16 protein-coding genes and 1 pseudogene are annotated in these 17,349 nt (G+C 62.7%); 5 read left to right on the forward strand and 12 right to left on the reverse strand.

Features of this window, described 5'->3' with window-relative positions; genetic code table 11:
* Together ACPQ6D_RS15855 and ACPQ6D_RS15860 are read left to right on the forward strand one after the other, a co-directional pair.
* The gene (locus ACPQ6D_RS15855; protein ID WP_423225320.1) at positions 1 to 1,110 is read left to right on the forward strand and encodes a hypothetical protein; all 1,110 of its coding nucleotides are present in this window, start codon (positions 1 to 3) and stop codon (positions 1,108 to 1,110) included.
* 33 nt (positions 1,111 to 1,143) lie between these two features.
* Positions 1,144 to 1,605: a hypothetical protein gene (locus ACPQ6D_RS15860; protein ID WP_423225321.1), complete on the forward strand. Its 462-nt coding sequence runs from the start codon at positions 1,144 to 1,146 to the stop codon at positions 1,603 to 1,605.
* Positions 1,606 to 1,628: 23 nt separating this feature from the next.
* On the opposite strand, the gene ACPQ6D_RS15865 is transcribed toward ACPQ6D_RS15860, so the two are convergent.
* Both ACPQ6D_RS15865 and hisS read right to left on the reverse strand, forming a co-directional pair.
* Complete coding sequence (locus ACPQ6D_RS15865; RefSeq protein WP_423225322.1) at positions 1,629 to 2,408, reverse strand: hypothetical protein; 780 nt, start codon at positions 2,406 to 2,408, stop codon at positions 1,629 to 1,631.
* An 89-nt stretch (positions 2,409 to 2,497) separates the two neighbouring features.
* A complete protein-coding gene (gene hisS, locus ACPQ6D_RS15870; RefSeq protein ID WP_423225323.1) occupies positions 2,498 to 3,799 on the reverse strand; it encodes a histidine--tRNA ligase in 1,302 nt (433 codons plus the stop codon).
* A gap of 246 nt (positions 3,800 to 4,045) precedes the next feature.
* Here hisS and ACPQ6D_RS15875 point away from each other — a divergent pair, with 246 nt between their 5' ends.
* Together ACPQ6D_RS15875 and ACPQ6D_RS15880 are read left to right on the forward strand one after the other, a co-directional pair.
* Entirely contained in the window at positions 4,046 to 6,751 is a 2,706-nt protein-coding gene (locus ACPQ6D_RS15875; protein WP_423225324.1) for a helix-hairpin-helix domain-containing protein, read from the forward strand.
* Positions 6,752 to 6,771: 20 nt separating this feature from the next.
* Positions 6,772 to 7,575 (forward strand): Ig-like domain-containing protein, encoded by an 804-nt coding sequence (locus tag ACPQ6D_RS15880; RefSeq protein WP_423225325.1) that lies wholly within the window; start codon positions 6,772 to 6,774, stop codon positions 7,573 to 7,575.
* A 123-nt stretch (positions 7,576 to 7,698) separates the two neighbouring features.
* Here ACPQ6D_RS15880 and ACPQ6D_RS15885 read toward each other — a convergent pair.
* From ACPQ6D_RS15885 to ACPQ6D_RS15905, 5 genes and pseudogenes are all read right to left on the reverse strand, one after another.
* Positions 7,699 to 7,830, reverse strand: a pseudogene (locus ACPQ6D_RS15885) (amino acid ABC transporter permease); the annotation flags it as partial.
* A gap of 18 nt (positions 7,831 to 7,848) precedes the next feature.
* A complete protein-coding gene (locus tag ACPQ6D_RS15890) occupies positions 7,849 to 8,694 on the reverse strand; it encodes a class I SAM-dependent methyltransferase (protein WP_423225326.1) in 846 nt (281 codons plus the stop codon).
* Between the two features lie 42 nt (positions 8,695 to 8,736).
* Positions 8,737 to 9,432 (reverse strand): response regulator, encoded by a 696-nt coding sequence (locus tag ACPQ6D_RS15895; RefSeq protein WP_423225327.1) that lies wholly within the window; start codon positions 9,430 to 9,432, stop codon positions 8,737 to 8,739.
* Between the two features lie 114 nt (positions 9,433 to 9,546).
* The gene (locus ACPQ6D_RS15900; protein WP_423225328.1) at positions 9,547 to 9,765 is read right to left on the reverse strand and encodes a hypothetical protein; all 219 of its coding nucleotides are present in this window, start codon (positions 9,763 to 9,765) and stop codon (positions 9,547 to 9,549) included.
* Between the two features lie 242 nt (positions 9,766 to 10,007).
* Positions 10,008 to 10,742, reverse strand: a complete 735-nt coding sequence (locus ACPQ6D_RS15905) for an NUDIX hydrolase (RefSeq protein WP_423225329.1) — start codon at positions 10,740 to 10,742, stop codon at positions 10,008 to 10,010.
* Positions 10,743 to 10,899: 157 nt separating this feature from the next.
* Here ACPQ6D_RS15905 and ACPQ6D_RS15910 point away from each other — a divergent pair, with 157 nt between their 5' ends.
* Complete coding sequence (locus ACPQ6D_RS15910; protein WP_423225330.1) at positions 10,900 to 11,859, forward strand: DUF2339 domain-containing protein; 960 nt, start codon at positions 10,900 to 10,902, stop codon at positions 11,857 to 11,859.
* 13 nt (positions 11,860 to 11,872) lie between these two features.
* On the opposite strand, the gene ACPQ6D_RS15915 is transcribed toward ACPQ6D_RS15910, so the two are convergent.
* The 5 genes from ACPQ6D_RS15915 to ACPQ6D_RS15935 form a co-directional block, all read right to left on the reverse strand.
* On the reverse strand, positions 11,873 to 12,838 hold the full coding sequence (locus tag ACPQ6D_RS15915) for a glycosyltransferase family 2 protein (RefSeq protein ID WP_423225331.1): 966 nt from the start codon (positions 12,836 to 12,838) through the stop codon (positions 11,873 to 11,875).
* On the reverse strand, positions 12,835 to 13,716 hold the full coding sequence (gene rfbD, locus ACPQ6D_RS15920; RefSeq protein ID WP_423225332.1) for a dTDP-4-dehydrorhamnose reductase: 882 nt from the start codon (positions 13,714 to 13,716) through the stop codon (positions 12,835 to 12,837). The genes ACPQ6D_RS15915 and rfbD overlap by 4 nt, the downstream gene beginning before the upstream one ends.
* 16 nt (positions 13,717 to 13,732) lie before the next feature.
* Positions 13,733 to 14,401 (reverse strand): protein-L-isoaspartate(D-aspartate) O-methyltransferase, encoded by a 669-nt coding sequence (locus tag ACPQ6D_RS15925; protein ID WP_423225333.1) that lies wholly within the window; start codon positions 14,399 to 14,401, stop codon positions 13,733 to 13,735.
* A gap of 66 nt (positions 14,402 to 14,467) precedes the next feature.
* The gene (locus tag ACPQ6D_RS15930; protein ID WP_423225334.1) at positions 14,468 to 15,394 is read right to left on the reverse strand and encodes an SGNH/GDSL hydrolase family protein; all 927 of its coding nucleotides are present in this window, start codon (positions 15,392 to 15,394) and stop codon (positions 14,468 to 14,470) included.
* A gap of 109 nt (positions 15,395 to 15,503) precedes the next feature.
* Positions 15,504 to 17,327, reverse strand: a complete 1,824-nt coding sequence (locus ACPQ6D_RS15935; RefSeq protein ID WP_423225335.1) for an ABC transporter permease subunit — start codon at positions 17,325 to 17,327, stop codon at positions 15,504 to 15,506.
* Between the last annotated feature and the right edge of the window lie 22 nt (positions 17,328 to 17,349).

Raw genomic sequence — 17,349 nt, forward strand, 5'->3', positions numbered from 1 at the left:
ATGTCCAGTCCCTTTGCAGTCACAGCGGCCACCAACAGCGTCCTGTTGGATGGCAACCGAAAAGGTGAGACGGCGTTCACCGTGTCAAACGCCAGCGGCAGGGCTTTGCGTGGGCGGGCCATCATCGTACCGGTGGCGCCGGCGCAGATGGGCTGGTTCACCGTGGTGGGCCAGGTCGAACGCGCCTTTGCCATTGCCGGCGTCGAGCAGTATGCGGTGCAGGTCGCGGCGCCGGCCGCGGTCGCGCCGGGGAGCTATGCTTTCCATCTTGACATGGTGGGCGAAGTGCCGGACGAGGAGTATACCACGGGGCCAACCGTCACCTTCACGGTGATCGCGCCGCCGCCGCCCAAGAAGTTCCCCTGGTGGATCGCGGCGGTGATCGCGGCCGTGGTAATCGTTGCGATCGTTGGTTTCGTGATGGCGCGCAGTAACCAGGCCAATCAGGCCGCCAGCGCCACCGCGACTGTGGCCGCGTCCATGACGCGCACGGCGATGGAGGCCACGGCCACTGCGCAAGCGCAGGCCACGGCCGTGGCGCAGGCGCAGGCCGCCGCGGCCCAGGCGACGGCTAACGCGCAGGCGACAGCCAGCGCGCAAGCGACCGCGACCGCGGTGGTGCAGGCGACCGAGACGGCCGTCGCCAATGCGATGGGTAAATACGTGGGCGTGTGGGATGCGCAGGAATCGGACGCAGTTTATCTGACGAAGCTCCAGATCACCCGCGAGGGGGCTAATCTCAAGCTGAGCACCACGGGGAAGGCCTTCGTTGTCTCGAACAACGGCGCCATGGCCAGTCAGCCCTGCGCCGCGGTTCCAGGAGGATCTGAATGTACGTGGGGCGCAGGCACGGTGGCCTACCAGGGCGACCCGGTCGTCTTCGAATTCGAAACCCAGCCCGGCCTGAAGCACCGCGTCACGCTGTCGGTGACGCCTGACGGCGCCACACTGACGGCCTTGTACCAGACGTTCTTGAACAACGCGTTGAAGGGCACCCTGACGACCGCCTTCAAGCGTCATCGCGGCCGGTTCGATCCTATCCTGGTCAATCCGATCCTGCTAGACCCCAGCCGGATTCAGCCGCGCGTCTTTTTTACCCCGGCGCCATGATCCGATCACGCGCTGAATGGGGGGACAGAATCTGTGAATCCAAAAGTGGTGATCGTTCTGCTCGTGCTCGTGGTAGTGCTGTTTGCCCTGGCCGTGGGGGTTGGAGCGACGCGGCCCGCTGAAGCAGTCGGCGGCGGGCCAGACTGGCTGCAGAGTCTGGGCGCGCGCTTGGGCGCGCGCCAGGCGCTGCGCGACGAGGACATCAGCGGCGCGATTGGCGCGTGCCCTGAGCGCCTGCACGCGTCGTTTGTGCTGCCCGCTGGGCTGTCGTGTACCTGGTTCTTCAAGGACTCGTCTGCGCCCGTGCGCACGTTGTCATTGGAATTGGCCGCTGGCGACGCGCGCGCGGTGTTCGATCCCTATGGCGAAGGGGAAATGACGCTCAAGCAGGACCTGGCTGGCGACCGGCGCACGCTGCGTGTGCCAGTGACCAAAGCCGGGGGACAGTTGGGGCTTGTCTGTTTGGCGGGCAGCTGCCAGTTTGTGGTGAAGTAGACCGGGCAAGGCCGGTTGGTGGGCTACGCGCGATCGACGCGCAGCGCGCGGATCACGGCGATCAGTGAACCGATCAACATGGTAATGGCCCAGATCAGGGCCAGAATGCCAACAATGATCGCCGCAAGGGCGTCGGTGATGCTGACCAGGATGATGGGCACGAGGGCGTGCAGAAAACCAACGATGAGCGACGCGAGCAGGGAGGTGAGGATGAGCAGCACCAGTCCTCTGTTCTGCAGAAACCGCTGCTGCGCAAGGAGCAGGCAGACCACCGCGCCCATCTTCAGGGCCAACGCCAGCCCAAGAACCGCGTTGGCGCCGGGCCGATTGAAGAATCCATACACCGCCAGGTAAGCCAGGGTGCCAAAAGGCGTTGCCAGGAACAAGGCCACCATCAGCAGCAGCAGGGCCAGGGCCGCGAAGATGGCTGCAATCGTGAGGATTAGTACGATGATGGACACAATCAGGGTGGCGAGGCCTTGGATACGGGCATGCACCCGCTGTGAGACCAGCAGGCTGATCCCCATGAGTCCCACCGTAAATACCAAGAGACCATCAACGAATCCAAGATAGCGAATGCCCAGCCCTGGCGGCTTGGGCCGGGAGAGAATGTCCTGAATTTCGCTGGGATCGAGCTGCTGGAAGGCCTCGCGCAGGTCTTTGTCGCCTGCGACCAGAGAGGCCAGCGATGCGGCACTGCCGACCGGCGCGCGCAAGAGTTCAACGCCGCCTACTTCGAGCAGCAGCGCCAGCGCGAAGACGACCAGGGCGGCGACGAAAAAGGGTTTGCGCAGGGTGTCCATACGACCTCCTTGCGAGATTCATGCGGTGATCGAGATTGCTCTGCCTGGCGGCCGCTGAGACCGCAGTCTGCCAGCGGCGGCGGCCACCTTCAGCTGACTGCGGCGACCGACTGCGCTGGCGTCGGGGCGGCTTCGCCTGCTGAACGCAGCCAGCCTATGATCTCGCTGCGCGGCACGCTGACTTGCTGACTGCCGGTCAAATCGCGCACGGTGATGCTGCCCGCGGCCAGTTCATCGTCGCCCAGGATCAACGCGAAACGGGCCTGCGCGCGATCCGCCTGTTTCAACTGGGCTTTGAGGCTGTCGCGATAGGGCAGCAGCGCGCCGATGCCGGCCTGGCGCAGCATCTGCAACAGACGAATGGCTTCCAATTTCGCGGCCGCGCCCCGGTAGGCCAACATGACTAACGGCGCGGGAAGAGCCGGTACGCTCACGCCTTGGGCTTTCATCGCCAGGATGATGCGCTCGATGCCGGAGCCAAAGCCGACGCCTGGCACAGCCGGGCCGCCCAGTTCCTCGATCAACCCATCGTAACGACCGCCGCCGCAAACAGCCGCCTGCGCGCCAATGCCTTGCGCCCAGACCTCGAACACCGTTTTGACATAGTAATCCAGGCCGCGCACCAAGCGCGGATTGATGGAATACGGCCGCCCCAACAGATCAAGATACTGGCGCAAGGCAGCAAAGTGATCGCGGCAGCTGGCGCACAGATAATCATGAATGACCGGCGCCCGTGCCAGCCGCAGTTCCATGTCTGGGTCTTTGGAATCGAGCAGGCGCAGCGGATTGCGCGCCAGGCGTATACGATCCGTTTCGCCTAATTCCGCCGCCATTGGGGTGAAGTAGTCGCGCAGCGCTTGCACGAAGTTGGGCCGGCAGATGCGACAGCCGGTGCTGTTGATCATGAAAGAAAGGCCTTGGAAGCCCAGGGCATCGTACAAATCCCAGGCGATGCTCATCACCTCCACGTCAATGGCCGGATCTTCCTCGCCCAGCGCTTCGACGTTGAACTGGTGGTGGATGCGATAGCGTCCGGCCTGCGGCTTCTCCTGACGAAAGATAGGACCGACCGCGTAGAGACGCAGCGGCGCGGGCTGTGTGTGCATCCCATGTTCAACGTAGGCGCGCATGATGCCCGCGGTAAACTCCGGGCGCAAGGTCAGCTCCTCGCCGCCTTTGTCTTGAAATGAATACATCTCTTTTTGTACCAGTAGGTCCGAGCCTTCACCCACACCTCGCGTGAAAAGCGCCGTGGATTCAAAGATCGGAACATCAATCGGTGCAAAGCCGTAAAGCGCGGTGATGCGCTGAATGTTTTGTTCAAGGCAGCGCCAGAAGGGCCATTCTTCAGGCAAAATATCCTTGGTGCCAGTAGGCGCCGTGTAGGGCATGGAGATCCTCGCAAGGGTCAGATTGAACACGCAACGGACTTTATTCTACCATTCTGATGCGGGGATGTCTAACTGTCGCTTGACGCGGCAGGAACCTCGAGAACCCGCGGGATTGATTGACGCCCATTTGAATCAGCCTTATAATGTACGTCAATGAGACCTTCACGACACGAACCTTTGGAGAATTCTATGTCACCGCAAAGATCGCGACCGCCAGGGCGGCGGAGCACGGAGAGGGGGAAGGGCATGGCAAACGGACTTAATTTGCTCGTCGCTGGCATTGTTGGATTCATTGTGGGCCTGGGGCTAGAATGGCTGCTGGAGATTTGGTATTTCCGGCGCTGGCGCCAGACGGTGCGTGATGAACGGATAGAGGAGCTGCAGACGGCCGTGAGGGCCAAGGAAAGCCGTATCAGTGACTTGGATGGCCGTTTGGAACGCGCACAGGTGCGCATGAACGCGCTCCAAGGCGAAGTGGCTCAGCGCACCCAGGAAGTAGAACGAATGCAGGCCGAGCGTTTGGCGCGGCTGGCGGCCGTCGTCCACGATGCGGAGGCGCCGGAGGCGGTTGAACTCGAAACGCCCCCCGCGCAGGAGCCAACGCCCGAGATGCTCGCCCGTGAACCGCCAGCCTTCGACGCGCCGACGCCTGACCTCCCGGCCATCGAGTTGGGCGCGGTCGAACTGCCGACGTTGGAAGCGCCTGCGGTCGAATTGCCTGCCATCGAGTTGGGCGCGGTCGAACTGCCGACGCTGGAAACGCCCGCGGTCGAAGCGCCTGCGGTTGAGATGGGCGCAGTCGAACTGCCGACGCTGGAAGCGCCTGCGGTCGAAATGCCTGCGGTTGAACTGGGCGCGGTCGAACTGCCGACGCTGGAAGCGCCAACGGTCGAATTGCCTGCCGTTGAGATGGGCGCGGTCGAACTGCCTACGCTGAAAGCGCCTGCGGTCGAAATGCCAACCATCGAAGCGCATGCGGTCGAACTGCCTGCCGTTGACCTGGGCGCGGTCGAACTGCCGACGTTGGAAGCGCCTGCGGTCGAATTGCCTGCGGTTGAACTGGGCGCGGTCGAACTGCCGACGCTGGAAGCGCCAACGGTCGAATTGCCTGCCGTTGAGATGGGCGCGGTCGAACTGCCGACGTTGGAAGCGCCAACGGTCGAATTGCCTGCGGTTGAGCTGGGCGCGGTTGGCCTGCCGACGCTGGAAGCGCCTGCGATCGAACTGCCGGCCATCGAGTTGGGCGCGGTTGGCCTACCGACGTTGGAAGCGCCGACGGTCGAAATGCCTACGCTGGAAGAGCCTGCGATCGAACTGCCGACCATCGAAGCGCCTGCGGTCAAATTGCCTGCCGTTGAGCTGGGGGCGGTCGAAATGCCGACGCTGGAAACGCCCGCGGTCGAACTGCCGACCATCGAAGCGTCCGCGGTCGAACTGCCTACGCTGGAAACGCCCGCGGTCGAACTGCCGACGCTGGAAGCGCCAACGGTCGAATTGCCTGCCGTTGAGATGGGCGCGGTCGGCCTGCCGACGCTGGAAGCGTCAACGGTCGAAATGCCTGCGGTTGAGCTGGGCGCGGTCGAAATGCCGACCATCGAAGCGCCAACGGTCGAACTGCCTGCGGTTGAGCCGCGCGCGGTCGAGCTGCCTGCCATCGAGTTGGGCGGAGTTGAAATGCCTGCGGTTGAGCTGGGCGCGGTTGGCCTGCCGACGCTGGAAGCGCCAACGGTCGAACTGCCTGCCGTTGACCTGGACGCGGTCGAGCTGCCTGCCATCGAGTTGGGCGGAGTTGAAATGCCTGCGGTTGAGCTGGGCGCGGTCGAACTGCCGACGCTGGAAGCGCCAACGGTCGAACTGCCTGCCGTTGAACTGGGCGCGGTCGAACTGTCTGCCATCGAGTTGGGCGGAGTTGAAATGCCGACGTTGCAAGCGCCAGCGGTCGAAGCGCTTGCGGTTGAGTTTGGGGCCGTTGAGCTGCCGACGCTGCAAGCGCCCGCGGTTGAATTACCCGCAATCGAGTTGGGCGGAGTTGAAATGCCTGCGGTTGAGCTGGGCGCGGTTGGCCTGCCGACGCTGGAAGCGCCTGCGATCGAAATGCCTGCGGTTGAGCTGAGCGCGTTTGGCCTGCCGACGCTGAAAGCGCCTGCGGTCGAAATGCCTGCGGTTGAGTTTGGGGCCGTTGAGCTGCCGACGCTGGAAGCGCCAACGGTCGAACTGCCTGCAATCGAGTTGGGCGCGGTCGAACTGCCGACGTTGGAAGCGCCAACGGTCGAATTGCCTGCCGTTGAACTGGGCGCGGTCGAACTGTCTGCCATCGAGTTGGGCGCGGTCGAACTGCCGACGCTGGAAGCGCCGACGGTCGAGTTACCTAGGGTTGAACTGGGCGCGGTTGAACTGCCGACGCTGGAAGCTCCCGTGGTCGAATTGCCTGCGATTGACCTCGGCGCGGTGAAGATAGCGGGGCGAGGGCTGCCAGGAGCCACAACCGGGAATGATCCCTTGATCGAGATTGATGGCATCGGCCCTGCCTACGACCAGCGCCTGCGCGCCGCGGGCGTGACCACCTTTGCCGGCCTGGCCGCCATGACCGTGGACGAGCTGGCCGCCATCATCCAAGCGCCCGCCTGGCGTAAGACGGACTATGCAGATTGGATCGCGCAGGCGCGGGCTGCCGCAGAACACGGGGTGGAAGCGCTGGCGCAGCAGCCAGCCATGCGATCATTGCAGCCCGATAACCTGACGCTGCTGGCGGAGGTGGGCGAGAAGACCGCTGATGCGCTGCGCGCAGCCGGCTTCTACAGCTTTGCCAGCCTGGCGGCAGCCTCGCCCCAGGAACTGGCCGCGATTGTCGAAAGCGCCGGGTTGCCCGGCGGCGATTATGCGGCCTGGATTCAAGAGGCCGCCGAACGCACGACAGGCAGCGGTCGCCGTCGCAGCGTCAAACCGCTGTAGTCCTCCGGGGAGGGTAGCTCATGCAACCTCAACGCCCACCATTTTGGGAATGGCCGCTGGATCGCCTCAATGTGCTGCTCATCACAGGCGCTCTGCTGACGCTTTTGTTGTTGAGCGTGGTCAATTATGTCATTCAGCGCCGCGCGGCTGGCTTCGCCCTGGCAACACCAGCACCTGAGGTGGTGAACACCGTTTCTCCGGCCGCACAGACTGCGCAGCCCCAGACAACGGCGGAAGTTCCTGCGCTGCTCGCGCCCGCTGCGCCGGCTGAGACGACGCCGCTGAGCATTGTCAAACCACGCCATGGGTCGCAAATGGCAGCGCCCCTGGCTCGCATCGAAGGGACCGCGCCGCCGGGCGCCCTCGTGGTGGTTTTTGATAACAATCGCCGGCTGGGAGACATCGTGGCGGACGCGCAGGGTAAGTGGACGCTTGATCTGCGCGCGCCGCTGACCGAAGGCGACCATCTGCTGCGCGTTCAGGCGACAGATGCCCAACGCCAGCCCCTGGGACGCTCAGCGCCCGCCCTGGTCACGATCCTGGCGCCGCAGCCGCCCACGATTATGGCGCCCATGGCTGGCGCGCGGCTGACCGCGGGCGCAGCCCTGACGATCAGCGGGTCAGCCATGCCCGACAGCTCGATTCGGGTCTTGGTGGATCAACAGGTGGTTGGTGAAACATCCTCGAATGGCAGAGGAACGTGGCAGCTTGCCTTGCCCAAGCCGCTCAGCCGCGGTCAACACCGCTTGCGGGCGGACCTGATCAGCCCCAATGGCAACCTCTTGATCAGCAGCGCGGAGGTGAGCGTCACGGTCTCTCCGTAGACGTCGCGTACTCCCTTTGGGCTAAAGCGCCAGGACGCCAAACACTGTGGCTTCCTGGCGCTTTTTTGAACTTCGTCGAGCGTGCGAATGAAGGTGGATTTGCCAGACCCTGATGGGCCAAAGCGGGGTCGCTTGCAAACCGCCGCGCACGTTTTCGGCCAGGTAGGCCGCGCTGAAAATGGTCACGCCGGCCATGGCTTGAGTCACCAGCTCAATCGTCACCCCTTCGGGCAAGAAGGGCGGCAGCATCAGACGCCCCCGAGATGACTCGCATCAGGTGCGGATCGCGGACAGACTGACACGAAATGTCTTGGAAGGAATCTGCGGCGCGTCTACAATTTTGGCGGCCAAGGGCTGCGGCGAGTAAATGGCGCACAACGTGTTGGAAACATGATACAGATGAGCGCGTTTGTCCGGCGGGCAGCCGTCGAGGATGCCGGCCAAAATATGCCACTGGATGGAGTATCGCGTATGGCCGTAATCGTGCCAGACGATCATGGAATCTGGGCCGCGCAGCATTTGAAACGCATTCTGAGTATCAATGCGCACACTGTCATGGGTGTGATCGCCGTCCACGAAGATCAGGTCGAATTTCTCGGACAGGGTGGAGTAGTCGAAGGTGCGCGAATCATGGCCAATGTGGGTGATGTTGGCATATTTCTTCGAGTAGAAGCCGTGCGCAGCAATCAACTCCTGGTTGTAGCCGCTTTGGCGCATTTCGTCTGGCGACAGGCTGATGGAGACGCATGCGGCCGCCAGCGGCGCCACGTTGGCAACGCTTTCGCCGCGCCAGGTGCCAATTTCCAGGTAACGACATTGGGGAAAGCGCCGCGCCAGCGCCCTGAGTAGGGCCAAGTCGGTCACCAGCGAGGTGCCCTCCAGGAAGCTGACCGGCTCCACCGTCTCGTCGAAGCCCGGCAGCAGATCGAGCAGATCTACCGTGGGCAGGCCATCGTTCAGCCCGTAATGTTGATTGACGTAGGCGCGTTCCTCGGCGCGGTAGTCAATCAGGTTGCCCAGGCGCCGTGGGTCACGCGCGAGGAGCTTGAGCACTTTCCACAGGGTTTTCAACTGGGCCGTGCGCGAAACCGGTTGGGTAACGGTGAGCGCGTTTTGCATGAGATCACCTCAAATTTCGAGCTGCAGATGGAGAAGCTGCCGTCAGGAAGCGTCGGCATCGAATTTGTAGCCGAGGCCGCGCACGGTGAGCAGATAGGTGGGATTGTTCGGGTCGGTTTCTAGTTTGTTGCGCAGACGACGCATGTAGACCGCAATCTGGTTGGCATAACCATCGTAGCCGTAGCCCCAGACGTTGTCGAGCACCTGATCGTGGCTCAGGATGCGGCCGGCGTTGCGCACCAGGTAGTGCAGAAGGCGGAACTCAATAGGAGTCAACTCGGCGACCTTGCCGCTGGGCATGAACACCTTGTTGCCCACGGGGTCGAGTCGGAAATTGCCCACCGTCAAGAAACCGGCATCGCTGTCGCTGAAGCCGAAAGCCTCCGCCCGGCGCAGCACCGCGCGCACGCGCGCCAGCAGCTCCGTCGGATCAAACGGCTTCGAGAGGTAGTCGTCAGCGCCGACATCAAGCCCAACGACGCGGTCGGCGGTTTCGCCCTTAGCTGACAGGATCAGAATGGGCACCTGCATCGTCCGCCGAATCCGCCGACAGACTTCAAGCCCATCCATGTGCGGCATCATGACATCCAGAATGACCAGGTCCGGCGCTTCGCGTTCGACGATGTCCAGGGCATCGGCCCCATTCGACGCGGTGAGCACGGTGTAGCCTTCTTCGCGCAGCAAGAATGAAATCATCTTGACGCTGGGCGGATCATCGTCAACCACCAGAATGCGCATGGAATCCTCCGGGCATGAGACTATCGGATCACGATCCGCGGAGCATTATAGCCGAGAATCACGGTTCCATCAAGCAGGACAGAGCAGCAGCCCGGCGGAGGCAGACGCAGGCCTTCACGCGCGGAACACCCAAACCACAGCCATGATCAGGATACCCCAGGCAATGGCGTCGGCCAACGGCACTGCGGTTTTTCTTGATTTCACGTCAGCCTCGAGCTTGTGTTTTTGCAGGGCCGCAATCACCTGCCGATCGGCCCACAAGCGAAGCTGCTGGCGAGCGAGTTGAATGAGCAACAGAGCGACGACAATGGTCAAAATCGAGGTCGCTGACATACGACTACCTCCTGTGAATCCACGGTAACCGGCCAGGCGCATCATGCGTTACAAGAAAAAGATACGTTGAGCGCCGGTTTTTTAGTGTAAACAAGACACTAACGTGAATGAGAGAAAAAACCAGCATCGCTGGTCAAACTTTGTGTCTTTATGACACTAATTATAATGCAAGCGTAGGAATCTGTCAAACCGACGGCGGCACGATCAGGATTCCTATGTGGATGGAGTGAAGGCGGCGGGCGTCAGGGGAAACGGCGGCGCGCTTGTTCCATCTCGATCGCTTGCGCGCTGAAGCGGAATAGGCGCGCGGGGCGTCCTGGGCCTTCGCTCGTGTCGCCGGTTTCTTCCAGCACCTCAGCCGCCAGAATCTTGCGACGAAAGTTGCGCTTGTCCAACGCTTCGCCCAGGATGATTTCGTAGGCTGCCTGCAGTTCACTGAGGGTAAAGGCTTTGGGCAGCAGCATGAAGCCCAAAGCCGTATATTCCAGTTTCCAGCGTAAACGGCGCAGGGCATACTCGAGGATCTTGGCGTGATCGAAAGCGAGCTGTGGCAGGTTGTAGATAGACCACCAATTGGCGTCGGCGGCATCGCCGCTGTTGCGCAGCGGGCTGTGCGCAGCCTGTTCTGCGCTCAGGAGAGCGAAATAGGCTACGGTGATGACGCGGGTGCGCGGATCACGTGCGGGATCGCCGAAAGTGTACAGCTGCTCCAGGTACACATCGTGGACATTGGTCTCTTCGGCCAACTCGCGCAAAGCGGCCTCTTCCAGCGGTTCGTCGAAGCCAACGAACCCGCCAGGAATCGCCCAATGACCCTCGAACGGCCAGTTTTTGCGTTTGATGAGGAGCACTTTGAGGTCGTTATCAACAAATCGAAATAGAATGACATCTATCGTCACAGAAACCTGGCGGTATTGGCGGACGTCATACGGCTCCGCGGGAGCACCCGGCATGGTTATAGTTGCGTCTTGGCTCATGGATTACTCGTGCATCAATTCGTTCAGGCTTTGAGATTAAATCATGTCAAGTTGGATAGACTATTTGCGTTTGCGCCCCATGAGGCGCGTTGCCGACTCGGCGTTTGTCGGTTATAATCTGGCACACATCATCAGCAGGCTCAGTCAGGGAGTTGCCATGCTCTTTTCGCGTCAAGAGATGATTCGCCGTGTGCGTGTACTGCAGTCGGCTAAACTGATCTTCAATCTACTCATTGCCGTTCTGCTGCTCTGGCAGCAGTGGGGATGGCTGCTCATCCTTATCCTGGCCGCAGACGCCGCGTTCCTCTGGTTGTATTATCCGCGTCTCAGCCAACGGCAGCCGGCCGCTGCCGTTCTGATCACTCTGGCTTTGACAGCCCTGGTCGTCTTGGCCGCCGCCTACGAACGCCCGGTCTTTGCCCCCGTCCTCCTGGCGTTTTTTCTGCCCCTGCCAGTGGTGGCTGCGGTAGCGCTTGGTTCAGGGGTGGGAGTGCTGGGGGCTGCCAGTTTGGCGACGCTTGGCGCCCTGTCCACGGCGCTCTTGGCTTGGCGTCTGGCGCCAGAAGGCGTCGTCGTCCTGTTGCCCTGGGTCGCGCTGACCGTTGGCGCCATCTGGCTGCAGGCGCTGGCCCTGCGCCAGTTCGTGCAAGAAGAACGACGGCAGCGCACGCCGCTGGATGTGGCGGCTGCCATCGCGAATGGCTTGACGGTGGTGACAGTCAACGATGGTATTTTTGATGCATCCGTTGATTCCTTAACTGGTTTGCTGCGGCGTCAGGCCGATAACACCAGCGCGCGCTGGTTGGTCCTCGACCTGGCGACTTCGACGCCTGTCACCGGGGCTGAAATCGAGCGACTCACGCAGGCCGCGCGCAGCGTAGCCAACTGCAAGGTGGTGCTGGCGCGGGTGCCGGCTGAGGCCACGCTGCAGCCAGGCGGGCCGCCAGCGCTCCTCAAACGGTTGGACCATTACGCCACCGTGGCGCAGGCCGTGGAAGTCGGTTTGCGCCACCTGGGCTGGGTGCATCCGGCCACCACGCCGGAAGCCCGCGAAGCCCGCCAACCGATTCGCATCCCGACCTCCGTTGTCACCGAAGACTGGTGGGACGCGAGTTAGTGCAAAGCACAAATTACGATTTTAGCAGCAGGTTGTCTATCTCCTCATCGGTGACGCGGCGCGCAGCCTGAACCGCGGCCCGCTTGGCCTTTAGGTGCGACAGGGTGCGCAGGCCGTCTAGTTGACCGCGCAAGCGCGCCCGCGCGGCTTCGCCGCCGCGCAGGCCAGCCCAGGCCGCCTCACGGGCCACCTTGAGCTGCGCGGCCACCATGCGCGGCCAGTAGCGGCGGAGGAGCGCGCCGGGCATGTTCTTGTAGAGAACCCAAAGGGTGTTGCGTCCGGTGTAGTAACTGGCAAGGGCGCCGCCGCCCGTGGCGCTCAGGTGATGGTAGACGCGCGCGCGGGGGGCAAAACGGGCCGTCCAGCCGGCCATCTGCGCCCGCCAGGCCAGGTCAACATCCTCCAGGTACATGAACAGGTCTTCGTCGAAGCCGCCCACCTCTTCCCACATCGCGCGACGATAAGCAACGGCGCCGCCGCAGCCGCCAAACACCATCGTCTGCTGATCATACTGTCCTCGATCTTCTTCCCAGACCCCGCGGTTGCGCGGGATGCCATCCGCGCCCATCTGGTCGCCGGTGTTGTGCAGCACGGTGCGCCGATCGAAAAGCAGCATCTTGCTCGCTGCGCTGCCGACCTCAGGATGAGCGAAGGGTAAGATCAACTCCGCCAGCCACGGGCGTTCGACCTCGGTGTCATTGTTGAGCATGACCAGAATATCGCCCTGTGCGGCAGCCGCGCCTGCGTTACAAGCCGCCGCCAGCCCGCGGTTGCTTTCCATCGTGACCACGCGCACATCCGCCTGCTCGGCCTGCAAATAGGCCAGCGTGTCATCCGTGGAGGCGTCATCCACGACGATGATTTCATACCGCGTGTAGGTCTGCCGGTGCAGGGCGTCCAGGCAGGCCTGCAAAAAGCGCAGGCCATTGAACGTGGGGATGATGATCGAAGCCAGCGGAAAAGCCAGTACGTCGCTCATGATGTTTGGAAAAACGCAGCCAGCGCCTCTTGCCAGGGCCGCAGGGTGATGCCGAGCGCCGCGGCATTGGTGTTGGCCAGCAGGGCATGCAAGGGCGGCGTGCTGGATCGAACCCATTCCGTGTGCGCGATGGGCGTCACCGCGACATCCGGCCGGCCGGCCTGACGCAAAATCTCACGCGCAAACTCGTACCGCGAGCAGGAGCCGCCATTGACCAGGTGATAGATGCCGAAATGATTGGTTTCGATCAACTGCGCAATAGCCGCAGCCAGGTCAGGCGCGTAGGTCGGATTGCCGAACTCATCGCTCACCACGCGCAGCGCGCCATGCTTATCCGCGGCCTCGATGATTTTGCGCGGAAAATTGTTGTTCCCCGGCGCAAAGAGCCAGGCGATGCGCACAATATAGAAGCGCTGCAGAAGCGTCCTGACCGCCGCTTCGCCAGCCGCTTTAGAACGCGCATACACGCTGAGGGGATTGACGGCCTCCCATTCGTAGTACGCGGTATTGGTGCGGGTTCCGTCGAAGACTTCGTTCGTGCTGATGTAGAGCAGCGGCGCGCCGATACGTTGGCAGGCCAGGGCCAGGTTGTGCGTACCCCACATATTGATGCGGAAAACCAGGTCCGGGTTGGCTTCAGCTCCATCCACGTTGGTGTAGGCGGCCGTGTGAATGACGACGTCGGGCGCCTGTGCTTCGATGAACGGAATCACAGCCGGATCGGTAATATCACAATCCGGGAGATCAACGCCCAAGCGCACGTGCCGCGCGAGGGTTTGCTGCAACGTACGGCCCAGTTGCCCCAGGCAGCCAGTAATCAGTACACGCCGGGGATGGGCGGTCGGTCCTTCGGGAATGAGCAGCGATGTCAGTTTCATGATGATAGTCCTGTGGCTAGTCTGCGGCGCCCGCCACCAGCGGTACAAAGCGTACCAACGTCAATGGACTGCGTTTGATGTGTTGATTGTGCTTTTCGATCAACCAGAGGGTCTGGTCATCGAGCGCCGCGCCGACTGGAATCACCAGGCGTCCCCCGAAGGCCAGTTGTTCTTCCAACGCCGGCGGCACCTGCTCGGGCGCCGCCGTCACAATGATCGCGTCATAGGGCGCGCCGGGTAACCAGCCTTGATAGCCATCGGTCACATGAATATCCACATTCTGGCAGCCCAGTTCGTGTAGGCGGCTTTGCGCGTTGGCAGCCAGTTCAGGCTGAACCTCGACGCTGTCCACGTGCGCGCACAGCGCCGCCAGGATCGCCGTTTGGTAGCCAGAGCCAGTGCCTACTTCCAACACACGATCGGCAGGGCGCAGGCGCAGCGCCTGGGTCATGAAGGCCACAATGAACGGCTGCGAGATGGTCTGCCCAAAGCCGATGGGCAAGGGTCGGTCGTCATACGCCCAGGCGCTGTACGGCTCGGCGACGAACCGTTCGCGCGGAATACGGCCGATGACCTGGCGCACCGCCTCGTCGGTGATCTCCGGCCAGCGCGGAGGCCATGCCTGGCGACGGCGCCATTCACGCCCGGCTTTGGATTCTTGGGCATTGTTTGTTTGCTCATTCAAGGCGAATTACCCATTTGCCGAGCGCACAACCGTGGATCACAGCAGACAATCCGCGGCGATCCGTGTTCATTCGCGTCCTATTTTCAAGTCGGAGATGCGCCTGGCTACGACGGCAGCCATGATCGTTTGACCGGCCGTCGTCAGATGCAGGCCGTCGTCTTGCAGCACGGTCGCCTGCGCAGGCGCCCCCAGGGAAGACGACACATCAATCATCTCAACGCCCAGCTCCGTGACTAGATCGCGCACAACTGCGCGGTACGCCTCATAAGCCGCGACTTGCTGCGCATGTCCGCCCTCCCCGCGCCCGGCGCCGCAGGCCGGGCCAATCGGAGTCAAGTTGATCAGCATCATCTGGGTTTTCGGATCGGCCTGTCGCATCTTTTCTACGCTCAAGCGCAGCGCCTGACGGTACTCCGCCGGCGGAGACCGGCGCAGGTCGAACCGATCCGCAGTCAGGTCAGCGCGGCAGGCCGCTTGGCGCAGCTGCCCGCGCAGCCAGGTGAACAGATAGACCGGGCCAGGATGCAAGTAGCCTCGGCACAACAGCTCGCGCCGCCACAGGTCAGCCGGGGTTGCTCCCACCAGGCGACCATCGTTCAGGCCAAAGGCGATCAGCACCAGGTGCGGATGCCAGCGCAGGACATCGCGCTCAACCCGCAGCAGTCCTTGCAGCGCGGTTTCGCCGGGGACGCTGGCATTGATGATGGCCCACGCGCCAGGTTGGACATCGTCAAGCTGCCGCTGCACCAGCGCCGGCCAGGCCGCAGTCGGCGCCACCTGCGCCCCGGCGGCAATGGAATCGCCGAGCACGACCACGCGGCGGCGTCCCTGGACGGCGTCCCATGTCAGGCTCTGGGTTGCGGCCAGCAGATGATCGCTTGGCGTGGCCCAATGGGCGAGATTATCGCGTCGGCGCAGAAGCAGCTCGCTCGCCAGCAGCCCCGCCAGCGCGCTCAGGACGACCACCAGCCGCCAGCGCTGCGTCCTCTTCATCACGGCCTCGATCCAAGACCGCGGGATTGTAGCACCGATGGCGGGGCAGAGCAAAGACGCCAGGGTCGAGCGGGTAAGGCGCGCTCCTGCTGACCGCAGCCAGGCAGGATCACACGTAATGCTCACGAATGGCCGCGCTGAGATAATCGAGGGAAGCGACCACGACCGCAATGGCGAGCATTTGCACGCTCGCCTGCCGGTACTGCAGCAGGTTGATGTTTTGCTGCAGCAGGAAGCCAATGCCGCCGCCGCCGGCAAAGCCGATAATCGTGCTCATACGCACGTTGATGTCCCAGCGATACAGGGTGAACGAAATATAGGGCGGCACGATCTGGGGGATGACAGCGTAGACGATCGTTTGCAGGCGGGTCGCTCCCGTGGCGGTCACCGCTTCCAGCGGCCCCTCCTGGATGCTCTCGACCTGTTCGGAGTAGAGCTTGCCCAGGGAAGCAATGGTGTGCAGACACAAGGCCAGGACGCCGGCAAACGGCCCAATGCCGACCCAAACTGCAAAAACGATCACCATGATGAGCGGTTCGATCGCACGCAGCGCATTGAGCACCGTGCGCGTGAGCAGGTAGACCACAGAGCCGATTGGGGTTGGCGACTCGACATCGGCGCGCAACCCAATCAGCAGGCCAATCGCGGCGCCGATGATGGCTGGAATCAGGAGGTAATTGACGCGATTTTCCAACTGGTAGAGCCAACCGATGCTGGCGCCGATCAACGCGGCGTAGAGCGCGCCGTTGAGCGCGGCCAGAACCACAGCGATGATCTTGCGCGGCTTATGGGCCAGGCTGGGCAGGATTTTGGCGCCCAGCGGGCTGGTCAGGGCGCTGACGATGGCGATGCCGGCAGCGGCGCCGAGCAGCGGCAGCAGCAGTTCCAGCACGTGCGCCAGGTTCGCCATGAAGAGGGCGAGGAAGCCTAAGCCACCGATGCGCGTTGAAAGAAAAGCGCCCAGGCGCTGGCTCAACAGGGCGACCAACCCCAGATTGACGAACAAGGTCAAGCCGGCGACGAGCAGGCCGCCCGCGCGTCCTGCGCGTTGCAAGCCCGTCGGGCGATCATCCTCGGCCCCGCCGACTCCAAAACGCAGCGCCAGGAACATCACCACGCCGACCACGGCCAGCGCGCCCGTGGCCAGCAGCCCATTGGCGCCCCCCATCGTGACGCCGAGCCTTCCCAACTGCCCGCCGGCCAGCGAGCCTGCATAAGCGCCCAGCGGCAAGGTCAACAAGGACAACATGATGGCCGTGAACGGTGAAGTGACGGGGCGCATCAGATTGCCGGCGGCCAGGAAGCCAATGGGGAAAGCCAACACGGTGCCGAGGGTGGTCGCCAACAGCGCCATGAAGATCGTTTCAATGATCTTGTTCCAGGTTTCTTTGGTGGTGTCAGACAGGTAGGGTCGCCCGACGACGGTCTTGTATTCGGCTTCGATGGCTTGGGCCACCGCGGCCTCGCGGTTGCGTGGAATCGTGAAGGTGGTCGTGAACGCGCCTTTTTCATCGGTCTTGATCGAAATGCCAGGCAGAGTGGCCTGGCTTTCCGGCCGGAAGCGCACAGCCACATCGGCGTTGTGCGGGAAATTGGCGCCCGTCACGCTGATGCGCTCATCGCCGGCCGCGCACGGTTTGGAGATGGTCAAGATAGGCCCCGTGGCTGGCGCGGCCGCGGGCGCAGGCAGGTTGGTCGGACAAGGCACCAAAATCGGCGCCAACGTCTTGGTAGACTCGGTTGGATAGGTCAACAGATCGGGCTGCACAATAGCGCGAATGATGCGCACCAGCTGCTGCTGGCGCTGGGGCTTGGCCGTTTCCTCCAAGTTGACCTGTGTGACCTGAAAACCGTAGGCGTAAATGATGACGGCGACCACAACGATGACGGCGGTCAAGAGTGCACGCATGATAGATTTTTGACTACGTTTCATGATCTACAACGCTCCTTGGGGC

The sequence above is a fragment of the Candidatus Amarolinea aalborgensis genome, assembly GCF_900491745.1.
Classification (GTDB): domain Bacteria; phylum Chloroflexota; class Anaerolineae; order SSC4; family Amarolineaceae; genus Amarolinea; species Amarolinea aalborgensis.

Bases quoted from the DNA above. Each gene is read 5' to 3' on its own strand.
- ACPQ6D_RS15855 (WP_423225320.1), top strand. From the start codon at position 1: ATGTCCAGTCCCTTTGCAGTCACAGCGGCCACCAACAGCGTCCTGTTG.
- ACPQ6D_RS15865 (WP_423225322.1), bottom strand. From the start codon at position 2,408: ATGGACACCCTGCGCAAACCCTTTTTCGTCGCCGCCCTGGTCGTCTTC.
- hisS (WP_423225323.1), bottom strand. From the start codon at position 3,799: ATGCCCTACACGGCGCCTACTGGCACCAAGGATATTTTGCCTGAAGAA.
- ACPQ6D_RS15875 (WP_423225324.1), top strand. From the start codon at position 4,046: ATGGCAAACGGACTTAATTTGCTCGTCGCTGGCATTGTTGGATTCATT.
- ACPQ6D_RS15880 (WP_423225325.1), top strand. From the start codon at position 6,772: ATGCAACCTCAACGCCCACCATTTTGGGAATGGCCGCTGGATCGCCTC.
- ACPQ6D_RS15890 (WP_423225326.1), bottom strand. From the start codon at position 8,694: ATGCAAAACGCGCTCACCGTTACCCAACCGGTTTCGCGCACGGCCCAG.
- ACPQ6D_RS15895 (WP_423225327.1), bottom strand. From the start codon at position 9,432: ATGCGCATTCTGGTGGTTGACGATGATCCGCCCAGCGTCAAGATGATT.
- ACPQ6D_RS15900 (WP_423225328.1), bottom strand. From the start codon at position 9,765: ATGTCAGCGACCTCGATTTTGACCATTGTCGTCGCTCTGTTGCTCATT.
- ACPQ6D_RS15905 (WP_423225329.1), bottom strand. From the start codon at position 10,742: ATGAGCCAAGACGCAACTATAACCATGCCGGGTGCTCCCGCGGAGCCG.
- ACPQ6D_RS15910 (WP_423225330.1), top strand. From the start codon at position 10,900: ATGCTCTTTTCGCGTCAAGAGATGATTCGCCGTGTGCGTGTACTGCAG.
- ACPQ6D_RS15915 (WP_423225331.1), bottom strand. From the start codon at position 12,838: ATGAGCGACGTACTGGCTTTTCCGCTGGCTTCGATCATCATCCCCACG.
- rfbD (WP_423225332.1), bottom strand. From the start codon at position 13,716: ATGAAACTGACATCGCTGCTCATTCCCGAAGGACCGACCGCCCATCCC.
- ACPQ6D_RS15930 (WP_423225334.1), bottom strand. From the start codon at position 15,394: ATGAAGAGGACGCAGCGCTGGCGGCTGGTGGTCGTCCTGAGCGCGCTG.
- ACPQ6D_RS15935 (WP_423225335.1), bottom strand. From the start codon at position 17,327: ATGAAACGTAGTCAAAAATCTATCATGCGTGCACTCTTGACCGCCGTC.